The organism is Paenibacillus xylanivorans (genome assembly GCF_001280595.1).
In the GTDB taxonomy this organism is placed as follows: domain Bacteria; phylum Bacillota; class Bacilli; order Paenibacillales; family Paenibacillaceae; genus Paenibacillus; species Paenibacillus xylanivorans.
Genome location: NZ_LITU01000067.1, coordinates 20,013 through 32,360 on the forward strand (window position 1 = coordinate 20,013; position 12,348 = coordinate 32,360).

Genomic DNA, 12,348 nt, shown 5'->3' on the forward strand with positions numbered 1-12,348 from the left:
TTAGTCGGAGTCGGGGCCGACGTCAATTCTTGTCAGAATAGCCGGACAACGAATATCCACGACATCCGCTTTATGATTGTTAATGCATACCGCCGGAGACGGCCGGTATTCATAGATGACCGCCTGCTCCTTGCCGCATACTCGATTGTAAGCGATTACACATTGCTCCGGCGCATAAGTAATCCGCTTGCCGAGCGTAATGCCGTGACGACAATTGACAATCGTATTATTCACTACACTGGCACGATAGACGCGCCAATGTTTCCTCAGTTCCTCCTGCGTCGGCGCCTCGGGATAGCCGTCCGGTCCGCCATCGTAGTTGCCGCCGTCAATGAGCAGCGCATCCAACGTCAAGTTTTCCATATAATTATCAAAAATGTGATGGTCGTTGCCGTAAATGCGAAGTCCGCCCATTTCTTCCTTCACGCCATCGCCGATAAATACATTATTATGAAAGCGATTTCCATGTCCGTGACGCGCTGTCACTTGGCCGGCGGAGTTAAGGAATGTGTTGTAGCGAACTGTATTATAGCAGCTTTTTACTGAAATAATCTCGGGCTCTCCGTCGCAATTTTCAAACAGGTTGTGTTGAATTGTAATATAGCCGTTCGAGAGAGATATGCCGGACAGGCCGAGCCGGATTGCTTCAAGCCCATTGACGACACGCGGGCCTATATGATGAAAATAATTATATTCAATGACATCATGCTGCGAGATTTGTTCACCGTCGCCATCAAAAATAACGAGCGGTCCGAGGTCGGCCTTTGGCCCGAACTCGTTGCGTTCGATCCGGTTCCAGCCGCTGCCGCTTCCCATCACAGACAGCAGACTATACTCCGCCCCAACCTGTCGCGGCTCAAATCTATTCCGCGCAATCCTCACATGCCGCGAACCGTCCAGAATGATAGATTCGCGCTGCTCGACCTGGAAATGCAGCCCCCATACCTCTACATAAGCAGAGTTCAAGATGCGTATACTTGATTCTCCAGCTATCGTCGCTTTTCCTTTATTTACAGCGCGAATGCTTAATATTGCGGTGTCCGATCCCACTTTGCCTTCAATAATATAGTCTTCATTCCGTTCGTAAACGCCGTCTGCCAACAAGATCGAAGAACCAGGTTCTGCCCGGTCAATGGCTGCCGCCAACTCGTCGCTACTCGATACCCAATAAATAGTAGTCATTTTCCCACCTGCTTCCTATAGAATAGGCGGATATGATCCGCAGCCTCTGCAAGATCATATCCGCAACTTCACAACCTCTATTATGAAAGATACGTTTCCTATGCCATAGTGTAAAAAAATGAAGCAATCATAAAAATGTAAACTGAGGCGCAAAATGAGCGGGAATTATCGCCTTGCAAGCTGTAAATCGCAACCTGCCGGTGTACAATAAATGAGAAAGGACGTATCCCGACATCAAATCGTGGATACGTCCCCATTGTTGTTGCCTGCTCTCCCGCCCGCTTACCCGAAAAAGAAGTACGCAACCTTCATCTCTTCTTCTTTCAACAGCAACTTTTGTGCCGCTTCGAGCAAAGGCGTGCGGTCATAGACAAGACTTTTCATCGCTATTTTGCCATCGGTAATCGTGAAATAGTGCGCTTCTTTCGACGGATCGTCGCGACGGCGGTAGGACACGCTTCCCGGATTCAGCCACAAACTGTCGTCACTCAAATAATGAATGCATCTGCGATGTGTATGTCCGAAAATAATGCGGCGATTTTCTTCGGCACCAATTGTCCTGCCGTTGCGTTCTGCCCAGAAAGCATCGTACTTGGGCAAGCTATCAATCGTCAAATAGTTTTCGTACAGATGCTGCATTGTATAGTTATAGCCGTCCATCTTGAATGTGCGGTAGACCGGTGTGCTTTCGAGGAAGGAAATTTCCGCTTCGCCGAGCAGCCTTGCATTGTAATGCGCCCACTTGATCTCATCCTCCGCCACATCATGACCGCTATTGCCGTTTCGGTACAGGTCGATAATAATATCGTCATGGTTACCGCGAACGCATTTCGCATCGTTCTTATGCACCCATTCGATAACTTCCCGCGGGAAAGGACCGTAGTCTACAAGATCTCCAGCGCAATAAATCACGTCACAGTCGGATTCTGCCTTGCGGATCGATTCCAGCGTTTTGACGTTGCTGTGAATATCCGAAATAATTAAAGCTTTCATAATCGATTCAACTCCCTAAGATTCAACATTCTCAGCAGTACCGCAGCAGCTATATTCAGGGTGTAGACATTGCATATCAGGCTGTTCTCTTCGTTTTTTAACTCCATGTTCAATCGGTTCACCCCCGGCAAATGCGGAATGCTGTCTCTCGAAGACAGCAGCAAACACTCCGACATTTCGGATTTAAGTGTTCTCCCATTTGTCGAGCCCACTCTCCCTCCCTCTTTATATAAAAAGATGGAACCTTGATAAATCGTCAAAAGCTAAAATCGCCCTCAATTATTCCAACTTCTTATCTACAATTTTGGGAACGGACATCAAATCTTAAAAAAGTCACTCAAATGATCGGTATATTTGGAGGAATAGCCGCTGCCACAACTAAATAATCTGGCCTCCTTGTCATGGACACTTAAAAAGAAGGCTGCAAGGTAGCCGACCGTGTACCATGAAGAAAGTTCATGTAGACATCAAAGCTTATTATTTTTATCCATTATTGTCCCGCACTGCAAATTTATCAGCTAAAAACTCCGGAGAAACTTGAACGGGAATTTCATTATCGGAGAGGGCTTCGTTAAAGCAAGTTGTAAACTCTTGTAATTCAAAATCCTCAACATTTTTGATCAACATGTAGTTCTTTCTCCTTTTCTTTTATAACTTATGCCTCATCCACTGCTGGCTCATAGGGAGTCAAGATGCATTCAACCGCCTTCAAGTTGCCCTGCTATCCGTCGGGAATGAGTCCAAGTTCTTGTTCCTTGATAAGTTTTCATGTACATTTACTTTTAAAAAAAGCCCATCAAGGTTAAATTGAACATAAACTAACCTGGGTATTGGCCCATTTCCAATCACATTCCAGATACCATCTTCAATCCTAGAGTTTACAGTCTGTATTAAGAAATGATTGGTTTCCATGGATACCAAATCATATACAATCATACAATCTGATATCCTTCCTTCAGAAACAACTTCCTAAATGCTTGTATTCCTCTGGTCTCCATGGTGGTTGTCCATTGGAAATATTCCTGAATATTATGTCCTTATGCAAGAGTTCAGCCATTCTTTCAATTTCAAATGAATTGTATGTTTCAAGACAAAAAGTATGCTGTCCATCTGCCTATATGTAAATATAAATCTAGGATTAGTCTTCATTTCCCTCTTCAATTTTACGATAAATAGTATGGGGTTATACGAATAACCATATTGTTTTAACTACTTCCAAGGGGGAACAGAACGTGAGACAGACTCGCAAAAAAAAGATGGATTTAAGGTTCAAACTGTATTTGATCATTCTGGTTCCGCTACTGGCCATGGGCGGTCTAATCATGTGGACCACCATCGACTCCAGTGAAAATGCATCATTAATGACCATGCAGCATAACAATCAGCAGCTGGCAGTGAATGCCGCCTCTCAACTAGGCCAGGAATCGGAATTAATCAAGACATTATCCTCTACTGCTTCGGAGGAGAGCAACGAATACAAAAGTCTTAGAGACGAACTCGTTAAAGTTAGGCTTCAATCGGGAGCCTTATATGTTTATATGTATAACAAAACTTCGGACGGGTGGATCTACACTGTGGATGGAGCGGATTGGGACGATACGGAATATAGCCCTTACGGGACTGCAATGGAATTCAACCCCCAGATTCAGGAACGCTTGTTAAGAGGTGAAGTCGTCACAACAGGCATTGTAGACGATCCGACCTGGGGACAGCTATTGTCCTCCTTTACACCAATCAAGGATTCGCAAGGTACTGTTATTGGCTATCTGGGCATTGATATTTCTGCTGGAGCAGTGAATCAAGTCTCCGCGACATCCCTGAATAATGCTTATCGGACCATTATCCCGATTTTTGTGGTTGTACTGATTCTATCTTTGGTCATGATGCTATTCGTAGTAAGGGGCATTCTCAGACAAGTACGCGATATTAAGTCAAGCCTCGAACAGGTTGCTGATGGGAATCTCAAAGTCGTATCCACACATATGACAAATGATCAGCTCGGTGATATCAGTGATTTGATTAATGTCATGGTTGCCCAATTGACGAACATTTTGATGGGAATACAGCAAGGATCCAATACGTTGCAGCAGTCCTCAAAAAATATTGCGGAAACGGCTCAAACGAACCAACGTCAGACCGAAGAACTTTCCAAAGCGATCGAAGAAATTGCTATAGGCTCCGTGAAACAGGCCGAAGAGACAGAACACTCTGTCCAGCACTCAGAGAATCTCGGCAAAATAATGGATGAAGTAGGTTCATATGTGCAACAGTTTACCCATACTTCAGAGCAGTTATCTGCCGTGCAAGTACAAGTTACACGTGAACATGAGATTCTGCTTGAAAAGAGCCGAGAGAATGCGAAGCGTGTTGAGCATCAGCAGGAAATCTCCAGTTCACTGACGACTCAATCGGAACTCGCTTCCTCCATTAGCGGACAAATACACAACATTTTAAAACAAACTCAAATTCTTTCGCTGAATGCTTCAATCGAGGCTGCCCGCGCTGGCGAAGCGGGTAGAGGCTTTGCGGTCGTTGCTGGTGAAATGGGACAGCTCGCTCAGCAATCCGAACGTTCGATCCAGGAGATTGATGAGATCCTGAGTTCATTTGTTCAAGAGATACATCGTATGGGCAGTCATTTTGATGCGAATATGGTGGCGGTCAAGGAACAGGAAGAACAGATCGCTGATTGCCTTCAGACGTTCAGACAGGTTAGCCGCCTATCGACCGAGGTGCAGGAGCTGGCTCAACGTTTGGAAAGCCGGACGGTGGATATGCACTCTATTCGTCAGGAAGTGGAACAGCATTTGAGCTATATTGCTTCCGCAACCGAGGAAACTTCAGCCATGGCCGAAGAAGTGACGGCAAGTGCTGTGGAGCAGCAACGGTCGGCCAACGAACTGTCGAACATCTCCGGGCAGCTCGCCAGCCTTGCAGGGAACCTCAAATCATATTCCGATCAATTTCAGATCGAAGTCCTTAAATCAGATTCATAATAATGAAGACCCCGTACAGACGGTATCGATATACCAGGATACAAAAAGAAATATACCTGCAAAGTCGAGGATATGGGAGATGTATCTAACAACAGAGGCTTAACAATAAAAACAATTGATTATTGAATACAATAAAAAGCAAAGATGACTATCGGAAGATCGAGGCATCATTTTTTGTTAAATCCGAGCCTATATCAAACGCTTCAAAAGTTAACTTGCCTTTTGAATCTTGATGTCGGCCCATCAATAGTAGACACTTCAGCATGTGTCGATTCCTGTCACTTAAACACCAATCTGTAACTTTAACAATGTGGTTTTCTAACCTCAACTCAACTCTCCGCTGTACCATTTTATACGATACGCATCAGCGTGCTATCTGTAACGGCAAGTTTTTGGGCCATCCTTTTGCCGGATGGCCCTTTCTTTAATCTCGCTTTGTTCGACTAACGTTTCCCGTTAGCTTAACGGAAAAACAGCCAACTTTTAGACGTGGGGGTTCAAGTCCCTCTATACCCGCTTCTTCCGGGCATGTTGTTCTGCTTTCAGGCAAGCCAATTCCTTGTGCCTGTTAACACTTAGCGCCTCGCATAAGTAAGGTGTGCCTAAGAATCCAGTAGTCAAACGCCCCTGATTCATACGGATAAGGTGAGCCAGCCGCGTAGCGTTATGAGATAGGTATCGCAAAACTTTTGGTCTTAGATGGAGATGGAGCTAGTTGTACGTGATAGGATATCAAAATCGATAGCCTGTTCCGTAATTTATAATAGCAAGGTTACGAACTTTACCTCCGGAAATCGGCTATCCGGTCCTTTCATTAAGACTCCGCCTTGATTCTTCAGATACATATCGAAGAAATCCAGTATATAGGCATTGATAACGGAGTTCGCTCTTTCTGGCACGATCTTTCCTGTAATGCCCAGCATTTTGAAAATCGGAGAAATGAACTGTACGTCGGCAAAATTTAAATGCTCCAAATTTTCGATATAGAGGATTTGTCCCCCTTCGTCGACCGTTTCGCGCATCCGTTCAAGCTCCAACTTTTTATCTTCCGTTACTTGATCCATCCACTCTCTTGTTGAGCCCATACGGTTAAGTTCTGCATCTGTGTAGACCCGGTTATCCATCACCATTTTCAATTTTCCGAATTCGCTTTCCGAGTTGATGAACAAAAACGGCTTTCGTAGACCCTCTCTGTCACGCAGTCGATAAAGCCCTCCATCCAAATCTATTCCAACTGCGATTCGCGGATCGTAAGAAGCGTCATAGGCCGTCGCTCCGCCGATGGAATGACCGAACACCCCGACATGGCCGAGATCAATCTTCCCTTTTAGATGACTTGGAATCTGCCCCGATTGGATGAGCTCGAACTGGTCCAGCGCAAACGCCACATCGTCGGTTAGAACTTTTCCCAACTTGTCGCGATTTCCGCTTTCCGTCCGGTAATCATGGTCGGGCGAGAATAAGTCGTTGGTTGAGATGGTCGTGATTCGACCGTCCGGAAACTCGGTTGCAAATGTATTGTAGGTGTGGTCGATCACTGCCACGATATATCCGTGACTCGCGAGATTTTCGGCTTGCGACGTGTGGAGGAACCTGGAAGAGCCGAAGCCGGGATTCGCAAGGATCAGTGGGTATGAAGTCTGTGCGGAAGAAACTTCGCCCCCCGAATAAGCATGACTGGATACGTATTTGAGGTGTTGAAAAGTAAACCCGGGAAGGCCATAGTTCGCGGCCATATAGCGTAAGATCTGGGTATCCGGAATAAAGGAAACATACTTGCCGGTGCCAGCTTGAGCCGGATACCATACCTGAACCATCAATTCTCTCTTACCATCTCTGGCTTCGTCAAAAATCTCTTCCCTATTTGTATCTACGAAATGAAAAGTTTGCGTTCCTACCTTAAATTCGCCTGATGGTTCAGGTAGTTTAACTACAGGAAAAGCATACATGAGACCGGCTGTTACGACCAGCATTATCGCTATAGCGGTATAAGCTGAACCCAACATGAATCGTGGGATTTTGTTTTGACCGTTTTTTTAAAATAGCTATAACCTGAAATGGCTAAAAATATGATCGTTATGCAATATGGGAAAAATAGCTGAACTCTGTATCCTTCCACCGTCCAATGGATGACCAGTAAAAGTGTGGCGATCCCGCTTGCAACGAATACTGGAATTCTACGCCGTCCTTTTTTTACTAGGACTGTTAATGCAAACAAGCCGATGTTTGACAAAAAAAGCAACAGTTCAAACAGCCTCATCTCGATTCTCCTTTTATTATTGTTTGTTCCAATATTATCCTTCGAGGCTGGCCTAAGCTATCGATTCAACTTACATCAACCTTACAATTTTGTAATTCTACCTTGCGGTATTGGAGGACTCGTAAAACGGTGGAATTGATGCATACGACCGTAATTTACTGTTTTGTCCTTTATGCGATTTTAGTTGATGCTCCTGATGGTGAAGCTCCAAATAATCCGCCTTGGGCATACGCAATGATTCCACCTGTAACTGTTGTTGATTGATCGTTTCTCGACTCTGAGGGTACATTTTTCCTGCATGAGGAATGTCCAACTCAAAAATGTAGTTCGAGCAGATATTGTTGTGCACCTTTAGAATTATCTCATAATGTTCCTCCACTATCCCACCATCCAATATCCTACTGTTATTTTTACTGAGTACGAATGTTAAACTACTCTTCCCGTTAACTTAATGATTTAGCGGGCGAAAACCAATTAGATATAAGTCTAATCGGTAATCGGACTATGTTCTTGTCCATTTCGGCAATCGGTACAAGTTCTTGTAGAGATAAAAAAGCCGCTAAAATAGCGACTTTCAAAAGGACCATATTCTTGTCCCTCGACGAGGATTTCGTAATTCTTGATTGAATAATAGTTTTACTGACTTTAAAAGTTTGATCATTAATCTACCTATGATTCTCTTCTACAATCGCGCCTGTTTGCAGAAGATCAATAATTCGCTAATTTTCAAGGGCTATCCTTAAACATCATCAGGATTTTCAAATCCACAATGCAATTATTGATGGTGTATAACCGTGTATTTTCCAAGTTCCTAAATGTTTCTATCCAGATTGGTTGTTTACTTTCCCGCCCGCAATTTTATGAATCACATCACTGGATTTCGATCGTACTTAATTAGACTTTAGCGATGTCGCTATCACTTTTTATGCGTATAAAAATTAGCGAGATGATTTTGAGTAAAATCTTCATCCTTCATGGTTATTGAAGGGGTAATTCCTTTAGGAAACTCCTCTTCCCATACTTGTTTTTCAACATAAGTATGATACCACATATCTGCAATGACATCAGGATCATTGACCGTACCTGACCCAGCTGATTTAATTAATACACCTATAGAACGGTGAGCAATATAAATCCCCTTCGATGAAAGCTCAGCATGCAGATTGGTTATATAATTACGTAGTCCCGACATCGCGATCCCGACATTCCCCATTATTGGTAACGGATACATTGCAGACATACCTGTCGTAAATAATAATGCTCCTTCATTTTTATTTAGCATATCTGGCAATACTTTATTTACCACATGAATGGCGCTCGCAACAACTCCGTTAAACTGATCTTTTGCATTTTGAGTAGTCAATTCTAATACAGAAGTCGGTGGAAAATTCCCTGCATTGGGGCTAAATTCTACAACATCAATCTGACCATATTTCTCTTTAATCTCATTAATAGCTTGCTCAATTTGTTCTTCTTTATAAATATCTGCAGTGAAGTAAGAAGATTCTATACCATCCGCTTTTAGTTCGGTTACCATTTCTTGAAGCTTTTCTGCGTTACGTGCAACTAATGCAACCTTGAAATTTTCCTTACCGAAACGTTTTGCAATAGACAATCCTAGGCCTTTACCCGCACCAATAATAACTAAAGTTTTCATAGGCATATCTCCTTTTAAAATTAAAATATTGTGTGCCAATAACTATTCCCTTTGACACTTGTTATTGTATAATCTGATTATAAGCGACACAATGGTCATTATTTAATCAAATGGTCATTAATCATCAATCGGAGTTGAAATGATTATTATCACTGTGAAGGAGAATTTGAAAAATGGGAAAAGATAAAGTGGATTTGCGAGTTTTTAAAACAAAAAAGTCTATTAAAAGTGCCTTTATAACTCTAGTTCCAAAGAAAGGTTATCAAAGAATAACTGTTCAAGATATAGCTGATGAAGCGATGATTAATCGGAACACATTTTATTTGCATTATGAGGATAAGCACGATTTAATGGATAAATTATGTAGGGATAGTATGGAGAATTTGAATGTATGTTTAAGCTTAAATACGTTGGATATTTATACAATCAATAAAGAGATGTTAACATCTATATTAGACAATATATTCCAAAATATTGAATCTGATCTTGATTTTTTCAAGGTAATGCTGGATTTGAACAGTCAGCCTATTTATTTAACAGAAGTATTAAAAAATTATATTCTCAATGCTTTCGGAGATCAATACCAAGAAAAAGATATGAAAGTGGGTTTAGAATATATAGTATCTGGATTAGTAGGTATCATTTGCTTGTGGATAAGAGAATCAAATAATTTGAAACATAAAACTATTGTAGAGCAGTTAAGCAACATCCATTTCTCTAATATCCAGGAAGTATTCTTTAAAGGACGGATTGTTAAACCAAGTGCGACAGTTCCTCTGTAAAAGATTCGTGAGCGGTCTTCCAGCTCAAGCATTTTCGTGGTCTGTGATTCATTAGATCGAGTGAATGGGCAAGGTCTTCATCCTTAACTTGAGCGAGATCAGTACCTTTAGGGAAAAACTCTCCAAGCAACCCGTTCGCATTCTTGTTGGAACCACGTTACCACGATGAATACGGATCAGCAAAGTAAACGTGCAGGTTATGGGTTGTTTCCAGATTGGCATAGCATGCAAACTCCTTTCCTAGGTCAGCCGTGGCTGTGAGAAAGGTTCCTGTTGGGTACTGTGAGATAGCTATACCGCAGCAACACGATCTAGCTCACGACAAATCGTCGACGGGTGCCTACCCAGTTCTTTTGCAATGGCTCTCGAGCTTTGGCCTTGTCTGTGGAGGATTTCTAGCTTGCCGTTCGATTATGCTAAGATGCGTGTAGCTCATGGTGGATTCTTCCTGTGTGAATGGTGTTGTGGTGACTTCATTCTACACGAATCCGGCCATGGGCCATTTTTTATTTATTTCCAGTAGGTGTCGCACTTCATATTACAATCCGTCGTTTCCTTTTCTAATGTTGGCATTACGGTAGGAACATTGATCGGTGGTTGGTTTATTTCTCAATTGGGCGCGAATCAACTCATCTGGAGCGGTATCATACTTTTGTTGCTTGCTTTCTTACTGATCATGATAAAAATAGCAATTTCCAAATCAGTTGATATTCAATTTTTTAGAAGCGGCTATCGTAGCGGTAGTGGGATGGTAGTTCAAGAATGGAATGTCTCGGCCTCCTTCCTTCACTACTTACATATTAAAAGAGCCAAACCGCTAAGTATAGTTTGGCTCTTTTAATTTTAAGATTACTGGTATAGATATATTGATTCTGCCGCTGTTTTTATGAGATTTTGCATTCTGCCGCATCAAATTTCAGGTTACAGACGCTTCAATAAAGTCCAGCTAACATTACAATTCTGCGAGATATTTGGCGGTGCGAATCATTTGGCTGGTAAAGGAGTTTTCGTTATCGTACCATGCTGCTATTTTCACCAGGGTATCTGTTCCTAGTTCCGTTACCTTTGTTTGCGTAGCGTCAAATAAGCTACCATAAGTCATGCCGATAATATCGGATGAAACAAGTTCTTCCTCTGTATATCCGTATTGCTCCGATTGGGACTGCTCCATTTTCTTGTTGACCTGCTCTGCAGTTACGGAACCGCCCACGACTGCTGTCAATTCTGTCAAGGAGCCAGCCATAACCGGCACTCTTTGGGATATACCATCCAGTTTTCCATCCAAGGAAGGAATTACAAGCCCTATTGCTTTTGCTGCCCCAGTTGAAGTTGGGATGATGTTGCCGGCGGCAGAGCGCGCCCGGCGCAAGTCACCTTTGGCGTGAGGGCCATCAAGAGTATTCTGGTCGTTTGTATAAGCATGTATCGTCGTCATAAAACCTTTTTTAATCGGCGTCAGTTCGTTCAGGTAATAGACCATTGGGGCCAGACAGTTCGTGGTGCAAGATGCGGCCGAAACAATAGTATCCTCTTTAGTTAACGTGTGTTCATTAACACCATATACAATAGTAGGAACATCGTTCCCAGCTACGGTTGAGATGACCACTTTTTTTGCACCTGCCTCAATATGAGCAGTAGATGCTTTTTTTGATGCGAAAAAGCCTGTACACTCCAGCACCACATCAATTTGCAATTCTTTCCATGGAAGTTTACCGGGATCTCTTTCAGCATAAATCGGAATAGATACGCCGTTTACGATTATACTGTTATCGCTGTACTCAATTTTCTCATCATAACGCCCCTGCGTTGTGTCGTGCTTTAGCAAATGCGCAAGCATCTTCGGACTCGTGAGGTCATTAATGGCGGTAATCCGATACCCTTCCTCCCCAAAAAGCTGCCGAAGGGCAAGCCTGCCAATTCTACCGAAACCATTTATTGCAATGTTAATTCCCACTATAACAACCACCTTTCTTCATCTTAGATCATATTATATCCCTGGAATCTTTGTGTTACACTGTTATAAATGAATAGATTGACTATACTATCTGTTAGGAGAGCGCTATGCCGCAAATTGACCGCCACAAAGACAGAACGGTAAATATTGAGTTTGTTGCCGCCGAGGATTTGGAGTGTCTTCCCTATCCCGAGCGACTTACATTAATCTTTGTTACGTCCGGTAGCATCAACGGTATACTCAACGAACGACCAATAGCCGTTTCAGCACCCGCCGTTCTGTGTTTGTCCGAAGAGGATACGATACAAATTCTTAAAAAGCATAATGTCTCTGCGCAATCATTCAGTTATCATCCCGATGTTCTTAATAGCGTCCCGATTTCTGAAACGGAAGACTACTTTCCAATCCATCCTAAAATACAAACAGGGCTTTCACTTTTTCAGAACAATCCAACACGCACCGGAGTACCTTTTGTTACCGAAAAAGCCTTTCCACAATTTAAAATGTACCCTATAAGATGGACA

General features: G+C 42.8%; 10 protein-coding genes and 4 pseudogenes. 4 read left to right on the forward strand and 10 right to left on the reverse strand.

The window, feature by feature from the left end; translation table 11 throughout:
* From AMS66_RS18510 to AMS66_RS32785, 4 genes are all read right to left on the reverse strand, one after another.
* Positions 1-1,182, reverse strand: a complete 1,182-nt coding sequence (locus AMS66_RS18510; RefSeq protein ID WP_053782207.1) for a polysaccharide lyase 6 family protein — start codon at positions 1,180-1,182, stop codon at positions 1-3.
* A gap of 282 nt (positions 1,183-1,464) precedes the next feature.
* Positions 1,465-2,175 carry a metallophosphoesterase family protein gene (locus AMS66_RS18515; RefSeq protein ID WP_053782208.1) on the reverse strand — a complete coding sequence of 237 codons (711 nt, stop codon included), beginning with the start codon at positions 2,173-2,175 and terminating at the stop codon, positions 1,465-1,467.
* A complete protein-coding gene (locus tag AMS66_RS18520; RefSeq protein WP_053782209.1) occupies positions 2,172-2,387 on the reverse strand; it encodes a hypothetical protein in 216 nt (71 codons plus the stop codon). The genes AMS66_RS18515 and AMS66_RS18520 overlap by 4 nt, the downstream gene beginning before the upstream one ends.
* Positions 2,388-2,658: 271 nt before the next feature.
* On the reverse strand, positions 2,659-2,802 hold the full coding sequence (locus AMS66_RS32785) for a hypothetical protein (protein WP_160319708.1): 144 nt from the start codon (positions 2,800-2,802) through the stop codon (positions 2,659-2,661).
* Between the two features lie 605 nt (positions 2,803-3,407).
* On the opposite strand from AMS66_RS32785, the gene AMS66_RS18530 reads away from it, so the two are divergent.
* Entirely contained in the window at positions 3,408-5,171 is a 1,764-nt protein-coding gene (locus tag AMS66_RS18530; RefSeq protein ID WP_053782211.1) for a methyl-accepting chemotaxis protein, read from the forward strand.
* A gap of 507 nt (positions 5,172-5,678) precedes the next feature.
* Here AMS66_RS18530 and AMS66_RS34735 read toward each other — a convergent pair.
* The 3 genes and pseudogenes from AMS66_RS34735 to AMS66_RS18545 all read right to left on the reverse strand — a co-directional run bounded on the left by AMS66_RS34735 (position 5,679) and on the right by AMS66_RS18545 (position 9,088).
* Positions 5,679-5,855 carry an alpha-L-rhamnosidase-related protein gene (locus tag AMS66_RS34735; protein WP_407944557.1) on the reverse strand — a complete coding sequence of 59 codons (177 nt, stop codon included), beginning with the start codon at positions 5,853-5,855 and terminating at the stop codon, positions 5,679-5,681.
* A gap of 74 nt (positions 5,856-5,929) precedes the next feature.
* A pseudogene (locus tag AMS66_RS18535) lies at positions 5,930-7,431 on the reverse strand (alpha/beta hydrolase family protein).
* A gap of 916 nt (positions 7,432-8,347) precedes the next feature.
* Positions 8,348-9,088, reverse strand: a complete 741-nt coding sequence (locus AMS66_RS18545; RefSeq protein ID WP_082350778.1) for an SDR family NAD(P)-dependent oxidoreductase — start codon at positions 9,086-9,088, stop codon at positions 8,348-8,350.
* A 173-nt stretch (positions 9,089-9,261) separates the two neighbouring features.
* Here AMS66_RS18545 and AMS66_RS18550 point away from each other — a divergent pair, with 173 nt between their 5' ends.
* On the forward strand, positions 9,262-9,870 hold the full coding sequence (locus AMS66_RS18550; RefSeq protein ID WP_053782213.1) for a TetR/AcrR family transcriptional regulator: 609 nt from the start codon (positions 9,262-9,264) through the stop codon (positions 9,868-9,870).
* Here the strand turns inward: AMS66_RS18550 and AMS66_RS33895 are convergent.
* A pseudogene (locus AMS66_RS33895) lies at positions 9,842-10,168 on the reverse strand (IS30 family transposase); the annotation flags it as partial. The gene AMS66_RS18550 and the pseudogene AMS66_RS33895 sit on opposite strands and share 29 nt — an antisense overlap.
* Complete coding sequence (locus AMS66_RS34740) at positions 10,162-10,263, reverse strand: helix-turn-helix domain-containing protein (RefSeq protein WP_082350780.1); 102 nt, start codon at positions 10,261-10,263, stop codon at positions 10,162-10,164. The gene AMS66_RS34740 and the pseudogene AMS66_RS33895, both read right to left, overlap by 7 nt.
* A gap of 157 nt (positions 10,264-10,420) precedes the next feature.
* On the opposite strand from AMS66_RS34740, the pseudogene AMS66_RS32390 reads away from it, so the two are divergent.
* Positions 10,421-10,573: pseudogene (locus AMS66_RS32390) on the forward strand (MFS transporter); the annotation flags it as partial.
* A gap of 249 nt (positions 10,574-10,822) precedes the next feature.
* On the opposite strand, the gene gap reads toward AMS66_RS32390, so the two are convergent.
* Positions 10,823-11,824, reverse strand: coding sequence for a type I glyceraldehyde-3-phosphate dehydrogenase (gene gap, locus AMS66_RS18555; RefSeq protein ID WP_053782214.1), 1,002 nt, complete (start codon positions 11,822-11,824; stop codon positions 10,823-10,825).
* 107 nt (positions 11,825-11,931) lie between these two features.
* Here gap and AMS66_RS18560 point away from each other — a divergent pair.
* Positions 11,932-12,348 (forward strand): annotated as a pseudogene (locus AMS66_RS18560) (helix-turn-helix domain-containing protein); the annotation flags it as partial.